This is a genomic window from Rheinheimera texasensis (assembly GCF_964031785.1).
In the GTDB taxonomy this organism is placed as follows: domain Bacteria; phylum Pseudomonadota; class Gammaproteobacteria; order Enterobacterales; family Alteromonadaceae; genus Pararheinheimera; species Pararheinheimera texasensis_A.
Genome location: NZ_CAXIRE010000021.1, coordinates 287,622 through 308,528 on the forward strand (window position 1 = coordinate 287,622; position 20,907 = coordinate 308,528).

21 protein-coding genes are annotated in these 20,907 nt (G+C 51.9%); all 21 read right to left on the minus strand.

Going from position 1 to position 20,907, the window contains the following annotated elements:
- Nucleotides 1-2: 2 nt before the first annotated feature.
- Nucleotides 3-1,148 (minus strand): efflux RND transporter periplasmic adaptor subunit, encoded by a 1,146-nt coding sequence (locus tag ABNT34_RS12830; protein ID WP_348732233.1) that lies wholly within the window; start codon nucleotides 1,146-1,148, stop codon nucleotides 3-5.
- 119 nt (nucleotides 1,149-1,267) lie between these two features.
- Nucleotides 1,268-2,401, minus strand: coding sequence for a glycerophosphodiester phosphodiesterase family protein (locus tag ABNT34_RS12835; RefSeq protein WP_348732234.1), 1,134 nt, complete (start codon nucleotides 2,399-2,401; stop codon nucleotides 1,268-1,270).
- A 78-nt stretch (nucleotides 2,402-2,479) separates the two neighbouring features.
- Nucleotides 2,480-2,977 (minus strand): GNAT family N-acetyltransferase, encoded by a 498-nt coding sequence (locus tag ABNT34_RS12840; RefSeq protein WP_348732236.1) that lies wholly within the window; start codon nucleotides 2,975-2,977, stop codon nucleotides 2,480-2,482.
- 44 nt (nucleotides 2,978-3,021) lie between these two features.
- Nucleotides 3,022-3,405, minus strand: a complete 384-nt coding sequence (locus ABNT34_RS12845; RefSeq protein ID WP_031564895.1) for a hypothetical protein — start codon at nucleotides 3,403-3,405, stop codon at nucleotides 3,022-3,024.
- Nucleotides 3,406-3,533: 128 nt separating this feature from the next.
- Nucleotides 3,534-4,727 (minus strand): 2-methylaconitate cis-trans isomerase PrpF, encoded by a 1,194-nt coding sequence (gene prpF, locus ABNT34_RS12850; RefSeq protein WP_348732238.1) that lies wholly within the window; start codon nucleotides 4,725-4,727, stop codon nucleotides 3,534-3,536.
- Between the two features lie 55 nt (nucleotides 4,728-4,782).
- A complete protein-coding gene (acnD, locus tag ABNT34_RS12855) occupies nucleotides 4,783-7,371 on the minus strand; it encodes a Fe/S-dependent 2-methylisocitrate dehydratase AcnD (protein WP_348732240.1) in 2,589 nt (862 codons plus the stop codon).
- Nucleotides 7,372-7,440: 69 nt separating this feature from the next.
- The gene (prpC, locus tag ABNT34_RS12860) at nucleotides 7,441-8,571 is read right to left on the minus strand and encodes a 2-methylcitrate synthase (RefSeq protein ID WP_348732242.1); all 1,131 of its coding nucleotides are present in this window, start codon (nucleotides 8,569-8,571) and stop codon (nucleotides 7,441-7,443) included.
- A 41-nt stretch (nucleotides 8,572-8,612) separates the two neighbouring features.
- A complete protein-coding gene (gene prpB / locus ABNT34_RS12865) occupies nucleotides 8,613-9,497 on the minus strand; it encodes a methylisocitrate lyase (protein WP_348732244.1) in 885 nt (294 codons plus the stop codon).
- A 1-nt stretch (nucleotide 9,498) separates the two neighbouring features.
- Nucleotides 9,499-10,185, minus strand: coding sequence for a GntR family transcriptional regulator (locus ABNT34_RS12870; protein ID WP_348732245.1), 687 nt, complete (start codon nucleotides 10,183-10,185; stop codon nucleotides 9,499-9,501).
- A 577-nt stretch (nucleotides 10,186-10,762) separates the two neighbouring features.
- On the minus strand, nucleotides 10,763-11,539 hold the full coding sequence (locus tag ABNT34_RS12875; protein ID WP_348732247.1) for a YchF/TatD family DNA exonuclease: 777 nt from the start codon (nucleotides 11,537-11,539) through the stop codon (nucleotides 10,763-10,765).
- 170 nt (nucleotides 11,540-11,709) lie between these two features.
- Nucleotides 11,710-12,036, minus strand: a complete 327-nt coding sequence (locus ABNT34_RS12880; RefSeq protein WP_348732249.1) for a PilZ domain-containing protein — start codon at nucleotides 12,034-12,036, stop codon at nucleotides 11,710-11,712.
- The gene (holB, locus tag ABNT34_RS12885; protein ID WP_348732251.1) at nucleotides 12,024-12,932 is read right to left on the minus strand and encodes a DNA polymerase III subunit delta'; all 909 of its coding nucleotides are present in this window, start codon (nucleotides 12,930-12,932) and stop codon (nucleotides 12,024-12,026) included. The genes ABNT34_RS12880 and holB overlap by 13 nt, the downstream gene beginning before the upstream one ends.
- On the minus strand, nucleotides 12,929-13,549 hold the full coding sequence (gene tmk, locus ABNT34_RS12890; RefSeq protein ID WP_348732253.1) for a dTMP kinase: 621 nt from the start codon (nucleotides 13,547-13,549) through the stop codon (nucleotides 12,929-12,931). Before tmk ends, holB begins: the two co-directional genes overlap by 4 nt.
- Nucleotides 13,546-14,556: an endolytic transglycosylase MltG gene (gene mltG, locus ABNT34_RS12895; RefSeq protein WP_348732255.1), complete on the minus strand. Its 1,011-nt coding sequence runs from the start codon at nucleotides 14,554-14,556 to the stop codon at nucleotides 13,546-13,548. Before mltG ends, tmk begins: the two co-directional genes overlap by 4 nt.
- The gene (gene pabC, locus ABNT34_RS12900) at nucleotides 14,557-15,324 is read right to left on the minus strand and encodes an aminodeoxychorismate lyase (RefSeq protein ID WP_348732257.1); all 768 of its coding nucleotides are present in this window, start codon (nucleotides 15,322-15,324) and stop codon (nucleotides 14,557-14,559) included.
- Nucleotides 15,325-15,461: 137 nt separating this feature from the next.
- On the minus strand, nucleotides 15,462-16,700 hold the full coding sequence (fabF, locus tag ABNT34_RS12905; RefSeq protein WP_348732259.1) for a beta-ketoacyl-ACP synthase II: 1,239 nt from the start codon (nucleotides 16,698-16,700) through the stop codon (nucleotides 15,462-15,464).
- Nucleotides 16,701-16,816: 116 nt separating this feature from the next.
- Nucleotides 16,817-17,053 (minus strand): acyl carrier protein, encoded by a 237-nt coding sequence (acpP, locus tag ABNT34_RS12910; protein WP_031564929.1) that lies wholly within the window; start codon nucleotides 17,051-17,053, stop codon nucleotides 16,817-16,819.
- A 126-nt stretch (nucleotides 17,054-17,179) separates the two neighbouring features.
- The gene (gene fabG, locus ABNT34_RS12915) at nucleotides 17,180-17,923 is read right to left on the minus strand and encodes a 3-oxoacyl-ACP reductase FabG (protein WP_348732262.1); all 744 of its coding nucleotides are present in this window, start codon (nucleotides 17,921-17,923) and stop codon (nucleotides 17,180-17,182) included.
- A gap of 8 nt (nucleotides 17,924-17,931) precedes the next feature.
- A complete protein-coding gene (gene fabD / locus ABNT34_RS12920) occupies nucleotides 17,932-18,870 on the minus strand; it encodes an ACP S-malonyltransferase (RefSeq protein ID WP_348732264.1) in 939 nt (312 codons plus the stop codon).
- A gap of 24 nt (nucleotides 18,871-18,894) precedes the next feature.
- A complete protein-coding gene (locus ABNT34_RS12925; RefSeq protein ID WP_348732266.1) occupies nucleotides 18,895-19,854 on the minus strand; it encodes a beta-ketoacyl-ACP synthase III in 960 nt (319 codons plus the stop codon).
- 6 nt (nucleotides 19,855-19,860) lie between these two features.
- Nucleotides 19,861-20,901 (minus strand): phosphate acyltransferase PlsX, encoded by a 1,041-nt coding sequence (plsX, locus tag ABNT34_RS12930; RefSeq protein ID WP_348732268.1) that lies wholly within the window; start codon nucleotides 20,899-20,901, stop codon nucleotides 19,861-19,863.
- Nucleotides 20,902-20,907: the final 6 nt, after the last annotated feature.

Below are 20,907 nucleotides of genomic sequence, written 5' to 3' on the forward strand. Positions count from 1 at the left end.
AATTATTTCCCACTGACAGACTGAGTTTGCTCAGCTGCTTTGCTGGCGACTGTCGGCTCTGAACCAATAGTCACACTGATGCCATCTTTCAGCGCGCCTTGCGGGTGACGCAGGATTTGCTGACCGACCGTCAGACCACTGACTACCTGGACTGTGCCAAACCGCGGGTCTTTGGCGCCGGTTTCAACCTGAGTTTTTACCAGCTTGTTGTCTTTTAACAACCAGACAAATTGCAAATCACCTTCGTTGATTAGGCTTGCCGGCGACAACATCACACTTTGTTGTTGTTCGACGGAGATAAAACCTTCGGCATAAAGCCCAGCAACAAAACTGGCCTGTTCACGCAACTTCACAAACACCTGCACCTGACGGGTTTGTTCGTTGGCCTGCGGGTTAATACGTTCAATTTCGCCGTCAAAACGCCGGCCCGGATAGCCATTGACTTTAAAACTGACGGCGGAGCCGACCTTAATGCTGCCAACCTGATCTGCGGCGATGTAACCTTCAAAACGCATGCTTTCCGGATTGATGATCACCATCAGCGATTTGCCGATCTGTGCGGTATCCCCTGAAGATACTTTGCGTACCGCCACTACACCATCAAATGGCGCTCTGACTTCAGTACGTTCCAGTTGCTGACGGGCTTCGACAGTGCGGGCTTTGGCGGACGCTAAATCGGATTGGGTTTGATTGGCTTTAATCTCGGCCGTTTCTAACACTTCAGCTGTGACCAGATTTTGTCGGTTTAACTGCTGCATGCGTTTTAATTGTTTGGCGGCCTGATCTGAGGCTACATGGGCTGAGCGTTCAGCTTCCTGCGCCGACAGCAACTTATCGCGGAAAGTGGTCTGGTCAAGCTGCACCAGTACTTCGCCGGCTTTGACCAAATCACCGTTGTCTTTTAATACGCGGGTGACGATGCCACCCACTTCGGCGTTTAATTCAGCTTTAATCACCGGCTGTAACGTGCCGGAAATCATCGGTCCTTTTGACAGCTCACTGGTTGCTATAGTCAGAATATCCTGCGATACCAGCGCCAGACTGGAAACAGCGTCCGTCTCAGTTTCCGGTTGCGCCGGCTTCGAACAGGCGCTTAGCGTCAGCGCCATCACCAGGGCTAACAAAGTAAGTTGTGGGTGAGCTTTCATAAACGACTTCCAGGTAATTGAAAAAAATTATTCCAAATCCTAGTCTATCGAAAGCCTGAGCAAAACCAACTTGTTAACCGTAACAAGTTATGTCAGATTTTTGCCAACTAAAGCAGCCATTAGTTTGTGCAGGCCTGAGCCCGGCTCTGCACCGCAATAGCAGTAAAATCAGTAAAAACCCCGTCGATGCCCTGTAGAAAAACCTGCCGCAATTCTGTGGTCAGATCCGTCACGCCAGCGGGCAGAAAAGTCTTTTCCGCTCGAAAGGTATAGGGATGAACTTTGAGCGGCGAGCGCGCACTGAGAAAAACCTTTCGCTGTGGCTGGCTTTGGCTGAACCATTGCTCTTTCCAGGGGCCGATGCCATCGGCATAACTTTGCAGGAACTTCAGTCCCTCTGCAGTAAAAAATTGACCGTAGTGGAAATCTGCTTGTTGCAGCATTGGGTTGATCTGACGGGCCTCTCTGGCGGTCTTGCCCAGCAGGTCCCAGGGCTCAGCGAAATTAGACGCCGGATATAAACTGGTGCCGCTCATATCGCCAATCAGCTGGATGAGCTTTGCCTTCACCTGATATTGCTGTAGGCCCTGCTGGTGCATCCACCAGAGATTACTGATCTCAAAGGACTGAATATAGACTGGGTTGTCAGCCTGCCGTTGCCACTGTGACAACTGTTGCAGCAACATCATTGAAATGTCCTGATTGATCAAACTGCCATCGAGACGACGACCCTCAACACGGAAATAGGTCGGATGTTTGGTTTCCAGATAAAGACCAACCCGACGACCACTTTGCTGCTCAAAACGCTCAACCAGCTGGATGATTTCCGCCAAAGTGATGAGCGGATAACGGTCATTCTGGGCTGCGCTGTCAGGTCTTAATTCCGGTTTGGATTCACGCGCTTTGAGCTCACGCAGTTCTGCTAAGGTGAAATCCTCACTGAACCAGCCTTCAACCTCGATCCCATCAATGATTTTACGGCTTTTTCGCTTGGCGAACTGGCTGAGTGTGGCCACATTGGTACTTTGGCTCAGTTCATTTTCATGCCGGCTAACCAGTACACCATCTTTGGTTGGCACTAAATCGGCTTCAATAAAATCAGCGCCTTGCTGCATCGCCAGCCAATAGGCCGCAGCCGTGTGTTCCGGCAAGTTTCCGCTGGCGCCGCGGTGCGCAATGACCAAGGGCCAGACCGGGCAAGCCGCGCTGGCTGCATTGACAACAAACAGCAACATTCCGAAAAAACGCCACATTCACGCCATCCTCAACTGATAAAAATCAGCAGTCTGGCGTTATTGAATGACCGGATGATGACAGCGAAGGCTTAGCTATCAGACTGGTCTTGTCAGATACAGTGCCTGGCTACCATAAGTGGCGAGCGCGGCAGTTGCCTGCTCAGCTAAGTCTGTCTGCTGGATAAACAGTTGTTGTTGCCAGAAGGAGGCAGAATTTTGCACTGCGACTAAAGCCAGATGAGTCAGACCTAAAGTGCTGGCATAGCCGAGTGCACTTTGCAGCAACGCACTGGCAACACCCTGACCACGCGCATCCGGGCTGACCGCCATATCGTGCAAATACAAACAGTTCGCCTGCTCATACTGGCCAAATTCGGCGCCTAACGGATTGATTTGCGATAACTTTGATGGGTAAGTAAACAGATAACCCCAGATCTTGTCCTGATACACTGCCACCCAGCAGGATTGCGGGTACAACATTAACCTTTGTGATACCACTTGGGGGGATTCATAAAATTCGTCGGCATAACAGTGGTCCTGTAACCGGACCACTGCGCCGAGATCTGCGACTTGCATTAAACGGATTTGAAACATAACTCTTCAGACTGCGATAAAACCTGACCTACTGGCCGCAACGACTATTCAATCGCTTTAAGCAGCGTCTTGTCCAAACCATCTGCCGTCAATAACTTAATTACGGCGTGGCAATGGTCAACAGTAAAATCGCCTTCTTTGATTTGTGCGTTTAACGCGTCACGGCGCTTTTGCACCACAGCGTTTAACATACCAGAATCGATACTGCCTTTGGTTTTGGCATCCAGTTTATCCAGCCACGGATATAAACTGCTTTCTGCCGCATAGGCTTCTTTGCGCACCGACGGATGAAAATCCTGGCAGGCATTTAAATTCAACAGATAAAAGTTCAGATAACCCGCGACCGTGACTAACTTATAATCCTGATCTGCTGCCTGAACCGGCAACAGGCTACTCAACAATAATCCAGCTAAACACCATTTTTTCATCGGAAGCATCCCGCTTAAGTTGCGACATCTAATCAATCTAATCAGAAAAATCTTAATTTGCAATCAACTGCAGAAAAATCAATAACGAAGGGCGCTGTTGCCAGACTCCGCTTCGCTCTGTCAGTTGACTATGCCAGCGTACCCGCCGGCACCCGCACCATCCCTTCCATCAACACGCGGGCGCTACGGCTCATAATGGCCTTAGTCACCTGCCACTGCCCGTCCTGCAGCACGGCGGCGGCGCCAACCCGCAAAGTACCGCTCGGATGGCCAAAACGTACTGCAGTGCGCTCGCCGCCACCGGCCGCCAGATTAACTATCGTACCGGGAATCGCGGCTGCAGTGCCGATTGCCACCGCACAAGTCCCCATCATGGCGTGATGCAGTTTGCCCATCGACAGTGCCCGTACCAGTAAATCCACATCCGCCGCCCCGACTGCTTTGCCGCTTGATGCAACATAGCTCTTCGGTGCACTGACAAATGCAATTTTCGGCGTATGCTGGCGCGCAGCAGCTTCGCTTAAATCGTTGATCAAGCCCATTTTCAGTGCACCGTAAGCCCGGATAGTTTCAAAGCGCTCAAGTGCCTTGGCATCACCATTAATCGCTTCCTGCAATTCAGTGCCCTGATAACCAAGCTCAGCCGCATCGAGAAAAATAGTCGGAATACCGGCATTGATAAAAGTCGCCTGAAAACAGCCAATTCCCGGCACTTCTAAAGTTTCCACCAGCTGACCGGTTGGAAACATCGCGCCGCCGCCCTCGCCCTCATCAGCGGCCGGGTCGATAAACTCCAGCTGCACTTCTGCGGCCGGGAAAGTCACGCCATCGAGCTCAAAGTCGCCGTCTTCCTGCACCTGGCCGTTAGACATCGGGATAAAGGCGATAATGGTTTTTTGGATGTTTGCCTGCCAGATTTTTACCGTGGCGAGGCCATTTGCCGGTAATGTCGATGCATCGATTAAACCGGATTGAATAGCAAAAGAACCTACAGCGGCAGACAAATTGCCGCAGTTCCCACTCCAGTCGACAAAAGCTTTGTCGATAGCGACCTGACCAAACAGATAATCGACATCGTGACCGTCACGGCTGCTTTTACTGACAATCACCGTTTTGCTGGTGCTCGATGTGGCGCCCCCCATACCGTCGATTTGTTTAGCATAAGGGTCCGGGCTGCCGATGACCCGCAGCAACAACGCATCGCGAGCCGGTCCTGGATGTTGGGCCGCTAACGGCAAATCCTCTAAACGGAAAAACACGCCTTTACTGGTGCCGCCACGCATGTAAGTGGCCGGAATTTTTAACTGAGGTGCATAACTCATCAGATCACCTTAATTCTCATATGAAAAAGCCGGCAATAATGCCGGCTTAACTCTGTTACAGATTGCCGCCTAAGAAATCTTTGGCAAACCGTTGTAAGACGCCGCCAGCATCGTAAATCGACACTTCTTCCGCTGTATCCAGCCGGCACGTGACCGGCACCTGCAGCGTCTCGCCGTTACGACGATGGACCACCAAGGTCAGCGTGGCGCGGGGCAAACGCTCGCCAATCACGTCAAAACTCTCAGTGCCGTCCAGACCTAAGGTCAGCCGGTTGGTGCCGGCTTTAAATTCCAGCGGTAACACGCCCATACCAACCAGGTTCGTGCGGTGGATACGCTCAAAACCTTCGGCCACAATAGCCTCAACACCGGCTAACCGTACGCCTTTGGCAGCCCAGTCGCGGCTAGAGCCCTGACCATAGTCGGCACCGGCGATGATGATCAGCGGTTGTTTGCGCTGCATGTAGGTCTCAATAGTTTCCCACATCCGCAACACTTTGCCTTCCGGCTCCAGCCGGGCCAATGAACCTTGTTTGACCTTGCCATCCACTACCACCATTTCATTGATGAGTTTCGGATTGGCAAAAGTGGCCCGTTGTGCTGTGAGGTGGTCGCCGCGGTGTGTAGCGTAAGAGTTAAAGTCCTCTTCCGGCAGCCCCATTTTGTGCAGGTATTCACCGGCGGCACTGTCCAGCATAATGGCGTTAGACGGTGACAAATGGTCGGTGGTGATATTGTCGCCCAACAGCGCCAGTGGCAGCATGCCTTTGAGCGTGCGCTCACCGGCCAAAGCCCCTTCCCAATAAGGTGGGCGACGGATATAGGTACTTTGTGGCCGCCAGTCATACAGCGGGCTGATTTTTTCACCATAATCGACATCGACCGCAAACATCGGCTCATAAACTTTGCGGTACTGCTCAGGTTTGACACTGGCAGCAACCACCGCATCGATCTCAGCGTCGCTTGGCCATAAATCTTTTAAGCGAATTTCCGCGCCATCCGCAGCATAACCCAGCACATCTTTTTCAATGTCAAAACGGATAGTGCCGGCAATGGCATAAGCCACTACTAACGCCGGTGATGCCAAAAATGCTTGTTTGGCGTAGGGATGAATACGGCCATCAAAGTTGCGGTTACCCGACAGCACGGCGGTGGCGTACAAATCCCGTGCAATCACTTCCTGTTGAATAACCGGATCCAACGCACCGCTCATACCATTACAGGTAGTGCAGGCAAAAGCGACAATACCAAAGCCCAGTGCTTCCAAATCCTCAAGTAAACCGGCTTCCTGTAGGTACAGCTCAACCGCTTTCGAGCCTGGCGCCAGTGAGGTTTTAACCCAAGGCTTGCGCACCAGGCCCAGTTTCCGCGCGTTACGCGCCAAAATACCGGCCGCGATGACATTACGCGGGTTACTGGTATTGGTGCAGCTGGTGATAGCCGCGATAATCACTGCGCCATCCGGCATCAGGCCAGGTTCATTTTCAACCACACCACTGATGCCTTTGGCCGCTAAATCTGTGGTGGCGACCCGCGCGTGCGGGTTCGACGGACCGGCGATATTGCGTACCACAGTCGACAAATCAAAGTGCAGCACACGCGGATAAACCGCTGTTGTCAGGCTATCAGCCCAGAGGCCTGCAGTTTTGGCGTAAGTTTCCACCAGCTTAACCTGGCCCGCGTCACGCCCGGTCAGCGTCAGATAATCCAGCGTCTGCTGGTCGATGTAAAACATCGCAGCCGTGGCACCATATTCCGGCGTCATATTGGAAATCGTGGCGCGGTCGCCAAGGCTCAGGCTGTTGGCGCCTTCACCAAAAAACTCCAGATAAGCCGACACCACTTTTTGTTTACGCAGGAATTCGGTCAGCGCCAGCACAATGTCCGTCGCCTGAATGCCGGGCTGCGCTTTGCCAGTCAGCTCAACGCCGATGATATCCGGCAGCCGCATCCAGGACGCGCGCCCGAGCATCACACTTTCTGCCTCTAAGCCACCAACACCAATGGCGATGACACCCAGCGCATCAACATGCGGCGTGTGGCTGTCGGTGCCGACCAGCGTATCCGGATAAGCCACACCGTCTTTGGCGTGAATGACCGGTGACATCCGCTCCAGGTTAATCTGGTGCATGATGCCGTTGCCCGGCGGGATCACATCGACGTTTTTAAAGGCTTTTTTCGTCCAGTTGATGAAATGAAAACGATCGTCGTTGCGACGGTCTTCAATAGCGCGGTTTTTGGCAAAAGCGTCTTTTTCAAAACCACCATGTTCAACGGCCAATGAGTGGTCGACAATCAGCTGAGTCGGCACCACCGGATTGACTTTGGCCGGGTCGCCGCCCTGCGCTGCAATCGCATCACGCAGGCCAGCCAGGTCCACTAACGCGGTCTGGCCCAAAATGTCATGACAGACTACGCGCGCCGGAAACCACGGGAAATCCAGTTCTTGTTTGCGTTCTATCAGTTGCATTAAATAGGCGTTGAGCTGCACCGGGTCAGCCCGGCGCACCAGGTTTTCCGCATGGACTCGAGAGGTATAAGGCAAGGTGGCCCAGGCGCCCGGCTGCAGGCTATCAACCGCTGCAGCCGCATCAAAATAATCAAGGCCGGTACCGGCCAGAGGTTTACGGAATAAAGTGTTCATCGCCATCTCTTATTCAGAATGTTCAACAAGCTCAGTGCGCCGGTGGTCACCCGACCGGCGCCAGCGACTTTAGCCACGAGCGGCTATTGGCTGCACTTCACGTGGTTCCACCCCGACATAATCCGCGCTTGGCCGGATAATACGGTTATCAGCCCGTTGCTCCATCACATGCGCGGCCCAGCCGGCTAAGCGGGAACAAACGAAAATCGGCGTGAACAGCTTAGTCGCGATGCCCATGTAGTTATAAGCCGAGGCATGGAAAAAGTCGGCGTTACAGAACAGTTTTTTCTCCCGCCACATCACGGCTTCACAGCGTACAGACACATCGTATAAACGTGTGTCGCCGTTGGCTTTGGCCAGTTGCTCAGACCAGGCTTTGATCACGGCATTTCGTGGGTCGGATTCCGAATAAATTGCGTGGCCAAAGCCCATGATTTTGTCTTTACGCGCCAGCATACCGAGCAAAGTCTCTTCGGCGTGTTCAGGGTCACGCATATGTTCAATCAGTTCCATTGCGGCTTCGTTGGCGCCACCATGCAGTGGGCCGCGTAGCGAACCAATAGCGCCGGTGATACAGGAATGCATGTCGGACAGCGTCGAAGCACAAACTCGGGCGGTAAAAGTCGAGGCATTAAACTCGTGCTCTGCGTATAAAATCAGCGATGCGTGCATCACAGTGACATGCAAAGGCTCTGGTTTATTGTCATGCAAAGTCCAGAGGAATTGCTCAGCAATCGAATCCGCACCTGTTTCCACATTGATGCGTTTGCCATGATGGCTGTAGTTGTACCAGTAGTTAATCATGCCAGGAAAAATCGCCAGCATGCGGTCGGTAACGTCCTGCTGCGCGCTGAAACTGTGTTCAGTTTCCAGATTGCCGAGCATAGAGCAACCGGTGCGCATCACGTCCATCGGGTGTGCCGAGGCAGGGATACGTTCCAGCACTTCTTTTAATGCCTGCGGCAGGCTACGCAGCGCTTTCAGTTTGGCTTTGTAAGCAGCCAGTTCAGCTTCGGTCGGTAACTCGCCTTTTAAAATCAGGTGTGCAACTTCTTCAAATTCACATTTTGCGGCTAAATCTTTGACATCATAACCACGGTAAGTCAGGCCTGAGCCGGTTTTTCCGACCGTTGATAACGCTGTTTTCCCGGCGATTTGACCACGTAAACCAGCACCGGTCAGTTGTTTAGTTGTCGACATATTCGGTTCTCCAGAGGCAGATAAGTTATAGGTGTCTGTAATTATTTGTTTTTGCCTTGGGCAAATAACGAATCCAGTTTTTCTTCGTAACTGTGATAATTCAGGAAATCGTAAAGTTCAGCGCGCGTCTGCATACTGTCAACCACCGCTTTTTGGTCGCCGTTGCTCAGAATGGACTGATAGACGTTCAGCGCCGCTTTGTTCATGGCGCGGAAGGCAGAAAGCGGATACAGCACCATCTTGACGCCAACGCCGGCAAGCTCAGCGGTATTAAACAGCGGTGTCTGACCAAATTCGGTGATATTGGCCAGCACAGGGACCGATAGCGCCTGAGTAAAGGCCTGATATTGCTCCAGCGTATAGACAGCTTCGGCAAAAATGGCATCAGCACCGGCTTCGACACAAGCCTGTGCCCGTTCAATCGCCGCGGCTAAACCTTGTTGCTGCAGTGCGTCGGTACGCGCCATGATAAAAAAGCTGGCGTCCGTGCGGGCGTCCACTGCGGCTTTGACACGGTCGACCATCTCGTCCTGCGACACAATTTCTTTGTTCGGTCTGTGACCACAACGTTTTTGCATTACCTGATCTTCAATATGAAAACCAGCAGCGCCGGCCCGCGTCATTTCACGTACAGTGCGGGCAATATTAAAAGCCCCGCCCCAACCGGTATCAGCATCCACCAGAAGCGGCAGATCAGTGGCAGCGGTAATACGGCGGATGTCTTCACAGACATCATTGAGCGAAGTCATGCCCAAATCCGGCAATCCAAAAGAAGCGTTCGCGACGCCGGCGCCGGATAAATACAGCGCTTTGTGGCCAACACGTTCAGCCATCATGGCTGTGTAAGCGTTGATGGTTCCCACCAGCTGTAATGGCTGGTTGGCGGTGATGGCCTGACGGAGTTTAAAACCTGCAGTTGCTGTCATTTCAGTTCCCCTGTTGTAAATGTAATTCGATATTGCGGCGCGACGCGCTGATATGGCGGCGCATTAAAAGTTCGGCCAGTTCACCATCACGATTGGCAATGGCGTTTAAAATGGCTTTATGTTCGTCAAAAGCGCGTGACACGCGTGGACCTGCCATGCCCATCTGCACCCGGTACATCCGCACCAGATAATAAAGTTCGTCACACAAGATATTGATGAGATATGGATTTTTGCTGGCCTGAATAATGCGGTAATGGAAATCGACGTCGCCGGCTTCCTGATAATAACTCTCGCCTTCACGCACACGCTGTGTTGCCAGATGTTGGTCGAGCAGACTTTGCATTTGTTTGATGTCGGCATCGGACATTTGCTCTGCCGCCAGCCGGCACGCCATGCCTTCGAGGTTTTCCCGGATTTGATACAGCGAAATTAAACCTTGTGGTGTCAGTTTCACCACCCGCGCACCGGCATTGGGAATTCGTTCAATCAGGTGGCAGCGTTCCAACCGGGCTAAAGCTTCACGCAGCGGCGCGCGGCTTAAATCAAACTGCTTTGCCAATTCAGGTTCGGAAATCTTGCTGCCTGGGGCTATTTCACCAGCGACTATGGCGCGTTGGATCTCCAGCAGCACTCTGTCCGCGGCAGTAATTGGATCTTTTTGCATCAGAAAACCGCAATCTGTCGACATAAATTCATCATGGCGCAGTTTTAGAGGCTTTTGAGCACTAAGTCAAGCCAGACAAAAGTAGTATTGTCGACAATCCTTCAGTTAAATCGCTTTTTTTGGCAAGTTGCATGCACGGTTGCATGTAACAAATTTCTTCCAATTCGACTGGAACTCAGCGGCAAGAATTTTTTATTAGAATATTTGGTGATTAAAACTGAAGTGCATAAGAGTTAATTAATATGTCAACGATAAGTAGCATATTTAGGTAAACCTAAAGCAAAGCCATAGATAGCGCTTTGCCGGCTGGATAAAGCTGGGGATAACTTCTGCATAAGCTGGGTGCAAACTGTGATCTAATTACAGATTATTCACCAATTCAACATTTTGTTGCCTGCATGTCGCTGCGCAAAAAATATGCACTTAGCTACACTGGATTCATCTGTCTGGTGCAGCTGTTTGCACCTCTCCCTCTAGCGCACGGCTCATCTTTGAGCCATTCCCCTAAGCCCGGAACAATGCGGATTGGTTCTGGGCTTCTTTTCTTTTGTCGACAATGTTTGTTGAAAATTTGCGTGACGCCAGCGGCTGATTGACAGACTCAAGCGTTAGCGAGCGGAAATAGCCGGCGGAAATTCTGACTGGTTTGTTCGGCTAATAATTCGATGCCGACCTGGCGCTCTCGGGCGATGGCGGCAGCAACAGCAGCAACATAAGCGGGTTGATTGGTTTTACCACGATATGGCACCGGCGCCAGATAAGGTGAGTCCGTTTCAATCAACAACCGGTCTGACGGCACCTGCCGCACCACTTCCCGCAGCGCGTCGGCGTTGCGAAAGGTCATAATACCGGAAAAAGAAATATAAAAACCCAGGTCCAGCGCCGCTTTGGCCGTGTCCCAGTCTTCGGTGAAACAATGCAACACGCCGCCACAATCCTGCGCCTGTTCGCTGCGCAGCAATCCTAAGGTATCCTGCCGCGCGTCCCGGGTATGTACAATCAGCGGTTTTTTCAGCTGACGAGCCACAGCAATATGCGCGGCAAAAGCCGCTTGCTGAGTAGTTTTGTTATCGGGGCTATAAAAATAATCGAGGCCAGTTTCACCGACAGCCACCACTGAGCTGCTCTGGCATAAACGCAATAAATCGTCCTGACTAAAACCCAGTTGCTGATGCAGCGGGTGTTCACCACAGGACACTGAGATTTGCGGATAGCCTTTTACCAACGCGGCCATCGCCGGAAACTCCTGCAAACTGACACTGACACAGAGCATATGACTGACCTGCGCAGTTTTTGCAGCGGCGAGGACGGCCGGTAAATCCATCCCAAGTTTGTCGAGTTCAAGACGATCAAGGTGGCAATGCGAATCAATAAACAAAAGCAGCTCCGGGACTGGGTTGGCGACGGGGAAAACGGCCGCAGTGTACCTGAAGCAGCGCGGATCGTGAAGATTCGAATGATGAAGATACGAATCGCGAAGCTGCGTACCTATTATGTATGCAGAAGCTGTCTATCGGGAAGCCCTGTTCAGGCTTTGACCAAAAAGCACTAAAGCGTAAAGGTCAGCTCTGCTGATTCCTGCGTGCCGCTTAATAACTTTTCGATTTTGTCGCGTAAATTCAGTTTGTCATCAATGAATGCCACACCAATACCGGCCGGGCTGGTGTTTTGCGCACCTTGCGGTGTCAACCAGGCGACTTTGCCTGACACCGGAATAGCTTCCAGCGCGTCGGGTAAGGTCACCTGCAACGCCAGCGACTGACCCATTTTATAGTGCCGGCTGGTACGAACAAACAACCCGCCTTGTTTAAAAAACGGCATGTAAGAGCGGTATAACTCTTTTAAATCAGCAAAATCTAATGTCAGTTCTTCCACGGCATGCCTCTCAACAGCTGGTGCAGGTCTAACAACAAAGTCGTCAGCGCTAAAGATTTATTCTGCCCCAAAATCCGCTGTTCGTCACGGCACCATTGTGCCACGCGCTGAAAAAGCTGTACCGGTGGCAACGCTTGCTGCAGAGACCAGTGTCTGAGCGTGTAATAAAGCAAAGCTGGCAGTTCCGGCTGCGCTTCCAGTTGTTTTTGCAGGCTGCTTAAACCATTGCCACTTTGCAGAAATTGTTGCAATTGCTCTAACTGAGCCGCCAATGTCAGCGCTTCGCCGCTTTGCAGCAATTCCAGCGCCTTTAAAGGTGCACCGCCGCAAAGCTCCAGCAAAAATTCCGGTAGCGGGTCCGGGCTATGTTGCTGTAACCACTGCGCAGTTTGAGCGCTGTACTGGGCGGGGAGATCCCAGCGCTGACAACGCGACAAAATAGTCGGCATCAGCTGATCGGCATAAGCGGTCTGTAAAAGCAGATAACTGCTGTGGCCGGGTTCTTCCAGCGTTTTCAGTAGTGCATTGGCCGCCGATTCAGTCATTTTTTCCGCCTGCGGGATCACCACGACCCGGGCGCCGCCTTGCTGCGGCGCATTTTGCAGCAAATGACCGATGTCCCGAATTTGGTCGACTGAAATACTACTGCCCACTTCCAGCGTCAGCAGGTCCGGATGATGGCCGGCAGCACCAAGCAAACAACTTTTGCAGCGGCCACAGGCGCCTTCCGCCAAGGGATTCTGGCACAGCAGCAGATGCGCCAGTTGTTTGGCGAGGATGTGTTTGCCAATGCCAACGGGGCCGGTCAGCAAAATTGCATGATGCAATTGTTGATTGACGGCAAGCGTAAATAAACGCCGTTCAGTCTGCTGCAACCAGGGTAATGACGTAGTCACGCGAAATGTTGCTCCAGCGCCTGCAATAATTGCTGCTGCACATCAGCCAGTGGCTTTGCAGCATCAATAACTACAATATTTGGTTCAGCCGCGGCAACGGCCAGATATTTCGCCCTGGCACGCTGAAAGAAACTCAGCTGCTCCTGCTCAATCCGGTCGAGCTCGCCGCGGGCTCTGGCGCGTTCCAGGCCAATGACCGGGTCAATATCCAGATACAGCGTTAAATCCGGCCGTAAATCTGCCAATACCAACTGGCGGATCGGGTCCAGTACCTCGTCCGGAATTTGCCGGCCACCACCCTGATAAGCGCGCGAGGACAAATCGTGGCGGTCGGCCAGCACCCAATCCCCACGGGCCAGTGCCGGGCGGATCACATTATCCAACAGCTGGGCGCGGGCGGCGTACATCAACAGCAGTTCAGTGACCGGTGATACCCTCTCCTGCTGTACCGATTTTACCAGCGTACGGATTTGCTCGGCCAATGGCGTGCCGCCCGGTTCACGGGTTTGCACCAGCGAATGCCCCTGTTCACGTAGCCACTGCTGTACTGTCTGGATGGCCGTAGTTTTACCGGCGCCTTCCAGCCCTTCAATCACGACAAAACGGCCTTGATTCATGACTTTTTCCCAAAAATATACTGCTGTACCGCTTTGTTATGTTCCGTCAGACTTTGTGAAAACTGATGAGTGCCATCGCCTCTAGCGACAAAATACAATTTGTCAGATTGAGCCGGCTGCGCCGCTGCCTGCAAGGAGCCCCAGCTGACCAGTGCGATGGGCCCCGGCGGCAAACCGGCATACACATAAGTATTGTATGGATGCGGGTCTTTCAGATGCTCCCGTTTGATATCACCCTGATACCTGTCACCCAAGCCATAAATAACCGTCGGGTCGGTCTGCAGCTTCATTTTAGTCTGTAACCTATTGATAAAGACCGCTGCAATCAACGGTTTCTCCGGCAAATGTCCGGTCTCTTTTTCTACGATAGAAGCCAGCGTCAGCAGCTCGTAACGATTCTGCAGCGGTAAGCCGCCTTGTTTGCTCTGCCAGGCGGTGTCGAGCTTATCCAGCAACACCTGATTGGCTCTTTTAAGCACCACAGATAATTTGGTATGCGCGGTATAAAAATAGGTATCCGGAAACACCAGTGCCTCGGCAGATGAGGGCTGTGAGCCCCATTCTGTCGGCCATGGCAGCAGCTGCCGGGCTTTGTCGGCGTCGGCGACATCAGCGTCCAGATAAGGCAACTGTTGCAGCTGTTGCAGGTTCTGCGCAAAAGTCTGGCCTTCCCGGATGGTCAGACTGAATTGAGCAACTTTACCACTGCGCAATAACTGTAGAAGTTGCTGCAGGCGCATTGGTTGGACAGCATAAACGCCCGCCTGTAGCTGCCGTAATTGCGGATTCAACAGCGACTGCAATTTCAATTGCTGACATTGCCATGCAGTCAATAATTGTTGTTGTTGCCATTGCCGACATAAAGACGACAAATTCGCGCCGGATTTTAGCTCAAAATAGGTAGTGGGCAACTTTATCTGCACCTGCAGCACCTGCTGCAATTCGTTGCGAACACCAAAAGCCGCAACGGCCAAGACTATCAGCCCCTGCAACAAAAACTTTTTCATTCAGACTTCCTGTAATAATTCATCGACCTGACGCTGCAAGGCAACCGCAGGTGCTATAGCCAGCGCGCGGCCGGCAAAGGCAGAGACCGGCACTATACCCATCAGCGCATTACATAGTGCCAGCGTGGAGACTTCACTGAGCAGGCTAACCGGCAACGCTTGCACCGACACCAGCTCCTGATGCAATAACAGTTGACGCATCACCCCCGCTACACCTGCTTGTTGTAGATCCGGCGTCCACCACTGTTGCTGATGCCAGACCAGTAGATTAGCGGCACTGGCTTCGATTAAAAAATCATGCTGATCGCAGACCAGCAAATCATCGTATCGGCTTTGCTCCGCTTCGCGTTTTAACAACACGGTCTCCAAGCGACTACAGTGTTTAATACCGGCCAGCAAAGGTTGTTGCGAGAGCTGCATACTGGCAAGGCCAAGGGTGACGCCTCGCTGGCGCATGGTGCTATAGTCCGGCATTGGCGCCGTCCAGCAATAGATCTCTGCTTCGCTTATCCCTAAAGTGCCGTAACCTCTCACGCCTTGACCGCGGCTAATCAATACCTTCAGCACCTGATTGGGTGCACTGATTGCTGCGCGGACCTGCGATAACACCACCTCTTCACCCGGGGCGCTAAAGCCAAGCCGGTCCATAGAATCTGTCAGCCGTTGCCAGTGTAACGACCAAAGTTGTGGCTCACCATGACAAATCCGGATGGTTGAAAAGATACCGTCACCGTATTGAAAGCTGCGGTCTGAAAACTGGATCTGCATCGGTGTTGTGAAATAAATAGAGAATTGACCGGCAGTATGCCTGAAAAAAGCTAAGGGTTAAATCTGCCGGAACAGCAGCTTGCAAAAAACAAAAGGCTGCGACGCAGCCTTTTGTTTCATCTCGTCAGAGCGGCAAACTAGATTTTCTTAAATAAAATCGAGCCGTTGGTGCCACCGAAACCAAAAGAGTTGCACAGCGCATACTCCATTTTCGCCTGACGCGAATGGTGCGGCACATAATCCAAATCACAACCTTCGTCCGGATTATCCAGGTTAATGGTCGGCGTGACGATTTGGTCTTGTAGCGACAATACCGTGATGATCGATTCAACCGAACCGGCAGCACCCAATAAGTGACCTAACATCGACTTGCTGGAACTGACCATCAGGCCTTCAGGTTTGGCACCAAACACTGATTTAATCGCCATGGTTTCAGCAATATCACCGGCCGGCGTTGAGGTACCGTGGGCGTTAATGTATTGCACTTGCGATGGATTTACGCCGGCATCACGCAGCGCATTGACCATCGCTGAAGCGGCGCCACGGCCATTTTCCGGTGGCGATGTCATATGATAAGCATCGCCGCTCATACCAAAACCGACCAGCTCGGCATAAATTTTCGCACCGCGGGCTTTGGCGTGTTCATATTCTTCCAACATCACCACACCGGCGCCATCACCGAGCACAAAACCATCGCGGTCTTTGTCCCACGGCCGACTCGCCTGCTGCGGCGCGTCGTTGCGCGTCGATAAAGCGCGGGCCGCACCAAAACCGCCCATGCCTAAAGTCGTCGAAGCTTTTTCTGCGCCACCGGCTAACATTGCATCCGCATCACCATAGGCAATCATTCGCGCGGCGTGGCCGATATTGTGCACGCCAGTGGTACAGGCTGTGACAATGCTGATATTCGGCCCTTGTAAACCCAGCATGATCGACAGGTGTCCGGAGATCATATTGATAATGGTCGAAGGGACAAAAAATGGTGACAGCTTGCGCGGACCGCTGGCCAGCAGTTTTTCATGATTCTCTTCAATGAGGCCCAAACCACCAATGCCAGAACCGATAGCAGCGCCAATCCGGCCGGCGTTTTGTTCAGTGATTTCAATCCCGGAATCCCGGAACGCCTGAATACCTGCAGCAACACCATATTGGATGAACAAGTCCATTTTCCGCGCTTCTTTGCCGGAGAAAAAAGACTCGACTTCAAAATTTTTGACCAAGCCGGCGAATTTGGTGGTGTAGGCTTCAGCATCAAAATGGCTAATAAAATCAATGCCGCTTTTGCCTTGTTGTAATGCCTGCCAGGTAGATGCCACATCATTGCCTAACGGCGTTAACATCCCCATTCCGGTAACAACGATCCGACGTTTCGTCACTTTATCCTCCACAACAACCTGAAGTTGTTTGCAATCCTGCGGTTTTTCACCGCTACAAATAAAAACGGGTAGCCTGCGCTACCCGTCTGCATCGCGCCTGGCGATGACCTCACGCCTTATTCAGCGTGGGCTTTGATGTAATCGATAGCAGATTGTACTGTCGTGATTTTCTCTGCTTCTTCATCAGGAATTTCGGTATCGAATTCTTCTTCCAGCGCCATGACCAGTTCAACTGTGTCTAATGAATCAGCGCCCAGATCGTCAACAAAAGAAGCTTCGTGTTTCACGTCTTCTTCTTTAACGCCTAACTGTTCGATGATAATTTTCTTAACGCGTTCTTCGATGTTGCTCATCTTTTCTTCCTTTTTCTCATATAAATCGCAACAATTCGTGCAATTTTGTGTGGCGGCTAGTTTAGTGGTTCACTCAGGTCGATGCAAGCCATGCGTTTGGCATTTCCTGCTGGTCAAACCTGATATTTAAACCATGTACATGCCGCCGTTAACGTGAATCGTTTCACCGGTAATATACGCGGCCTGGTTCGATGCCAGGAACGCGACAGTGGCCGCAATTTCTTCAGGTTGTCCCAGACGATTCGCCGGTACCTGACCAAAGATCGCTTGTTTTTGCTCTTCTGTCAGCTCCTTAGTCATATCGGTGTCGATAAAACCAGGGGCAACAGCGTTGACAGTTATACCACGAGACGCCACTTCTTTCGCAAGAGATTTTGTAAATCCAAGCACACCGGCTTTGGCTGCTGCGTAGTTCGTTTGACCGGCGTTGCCCATAGAACCCACAACTGATCCGATAGTGATAATACGGCCAAAACGCTTTTTCATCATGGTCCGCATCACCGCTTTACTCATGCGGAACACTGACGTCAGATTGGTCTGAATGATATCAAACCATTCTTCATCTTTCATCCGCATTAACAGATTATCACGGGTGATACCGGCATTATTAACGAGGATGTCGATATCACCAAAATTTGTTTTGATGGTTTCGAGGCATTGTTCAATCGATTCTGCACTGGCGACATCCAGCACCAGGCCCTGACCTGCACCGAGATAGTCACTGATGGCCTGGGCACCTTTTTCACTGGTGGCAGTACCGATCACTTTTGCGCCAAGCGTAGCCAGCTGTTCTGCGATGGCCCGGCCAATACCGCGGCTCGCACCGGTCACCAACGCGACTTTGCCTTCCAGGGAGATAAAAGCAGTCATAAAAATCCTTAATCTTTCGCTGCCAGCGCAGCTTGTAACGACGCAACATCGTTAACCGATGTTGTCACTAATTCTTTATTGATGCGTTTGATTAAACCACTCAGCACTTTACCCGCGCCCAGTTCAATCACTTCAGTGACGCCTTGCGCAGCCAGATATTCAATGGTTTCAGTCCAGCGTACCGGACTGAATAATTGCCGGATCAAAGCGTCCTGAATAGCAGCCGCATCGGCGGCGACAGCAACATCAACATTATTCACTACCGAAATGACAGGCGCGTGAAACGGCAACGTTTGCAAATCTTTGGCGAGCTGCTCGGCAGCCGGGCGCATCAGAGCGCAATGACTTGGTACACTGACCGGTAAAGGCAAAGCGCGTTTAGCGCCTGCGGCTTTACAAAGCTCATTGGCCCGTTCAACGGCAGCTTTGTGACCAGCGATCACCACCTGGCCCGGAGAGTTATAGTTGACCGGCGACACCACTTCGCCTTGAGCGGCTTCTTCACAGGCTTTAGCAATCAAGGCGTCATCAAGACCAATAATGGCGGACATAGCACCGGTACCGGCCGGCACAGCGCTTTGCATATACTGACCGCGTTTTTCCACCAGTTTGACTGCGTCGGAAAGAGTCAGCACGCCGGCACAGACCAGCGCTGAATATTCACCTAATGAATGACCCGCCAGATAAGCCGGTGTCGCGCCGCCCTGTTGTTGCCACAAACGCCATACGGCTACTGAAGCGGTCAACAGCGCCGGTTGCGTGCGGTGTGTTTCATTTAAATCTGCTTCCGGACCATTGGCGACTAACGCCCAGAGATCGTAACCCAGTGCCGCAGATGCTTCGGCAAAAGTGTCACGGACCAGCGGAAATTCTGCATAAAGATCTGCCAGCATGCCGACAGTTTGTGATCCCTGACCAGGGAATACCAATGCAAGTTTTTGATTCATTGTTCTGCTCTGCAAAGTCTGAGATTAATAACGCACTAGCGCCGATGCCCAGGCAAATCCGCCGCCAAAAGCTTCCAGTAATAAAGTCTGACCACGCTTAATACGGCCATCCCGAACCGCTTCATCGAGCGCAGTTGGCACTGTCGCCGCAGACGTATTGCCATAACGGTCCAGGTTAATCACCACCTGGTCCATCGACATATCAAGTTTACGCGCAACCGCGGAGATGATCCGTAAGTTCGCCTGATGCGGCACCAGCCAGTCAATTTGCGATTTATCGAGATTATTGGCCGCCAGTGTCTGCTCAACGACTTCCGATAATTTGGTCACGGCAACTTTAAATACGTCATTGCCTTTCATAGAGCCCCAGCTTTCGTGGACTGAAGCTTCAACACCACGACGTGGATTGTCGACATACAACAACTCGGAGTATTTGCCGTCCGCATGAATGTGCGTTGAAAGGATCCCAGGCTGTTCTGAGGCTTCCAATACCACTGCGCCGGCGGCGTCACCAAACAGGATAACCATAGAACGGTCTTCCGGGCTCACCAGTTGTGACAGGCAATCGGCACCAATGACCAGTACGCGTTTTGCCATGCCGCCTTTAATATACTGGTCGGCAATACTCAGCGCATAACAAAAGCCGGCACAGGCGGCAGCGATGTCAAAGGCAGGAATACCAGGAATATCGAGCTCACGCTGCACTTCACAGGCAGCACTGGGCAAAGCGCGGGATGCACTGGTGGTCGCCAGCACAATCATATCAATAGTGTTTTTATCAATACCGGCGGCCTCGATGGCTTTGCGCGCGGCTTGTGTGCTCATTGTGGCAACTGTTTCATGCTCACCGATGATGCGACGTTCGCGGATCCCTGTGCGTTCGATAATCCATTCGTCGGTGGTTTCCACCATATCTTCCAGATCCGCATTGGTGCGGATTTGCGCCGGGAAATAACTCCCGGTGCCTATAATGCGAGAATACATGCAGACCTACGCTTTATCGATTAATAGGTGTTCCAACCGGTCTTTTATTTTCGCGGGCACCTGGCGTTCAACCTCGCGCACCGCCTGCCGGATGGCACTGAGAAATGCTTCTTTTGTCGCATTTCCATGACTTTTCACTACAATTCCGCGCAATCCTATCAGACTTGCACCGTTATAGTGGTCGGGGTTCACACCAGTTCCGATGCTTTTTAGCAGGGGTTTGATCATCCAGCCGAATAAATGCGCAGACATGCTGTTTTTCAGCGCAAATTCAAAGCGTTTGATGATGAGTTTAGCGACACCTTCGCAGGTTTTTAATGCCACATTGCCGACAAAACCATCACAGACGATGACATCAGCTTTGCCGGAAAAGATATCGTTGCCTTCGATATAGCCGATGTAATTGATATCAGCGCATTCAGACAACAATAATGAGGTGCGTTTAATCTGGTCGGAGCCTTTGATCTCCTCTTCGCCCATATTAAGCAAAGCGACTTTCGGTTGCTGGATAGATTCCACCTCTTCCGCCATCACAGCGCCCATCACAGCAAACTGAAACAGCGTATCGGAATCACAATTCACGGTGGCACCAAGGTCCAGCATAAACACCGGGCTGCCCGCTGTAGTCGGCAAGGCGCTGATTAATGCCGGTCTTTCGATACCATTGAGCATCTTCAGCACATAATGCGCCATGGCAATTAAAGCCCCGGTGTTACCGGCGCTGACACAGGCGGCCACTTTTTGTTGCTCTACCAAATCCAGCGCTACGCGCATGGAAGAATCACGTTTGGTGCGAAGGGCAACAGAAGGCTTGTCAGTCATCAACACTTGTTGACTGGCATGCTGGATTTGCAATTGTGGATGTTCAGCGTAACCGGCGTCGGTCAGAGCTTGTCGGATCGCTACTGCGTCTCCAACGAGAATAAGGTCAAGCAGGGAATTTTCAGTGACAGCCTCGATGGCTGCAGGAATAGTAGATAGGGGGCCATGATCGCCCCCCATCATATCTAACGCAATTTTAAGTCTGGTTGGTTGCACTTGGTGCACCGGGAC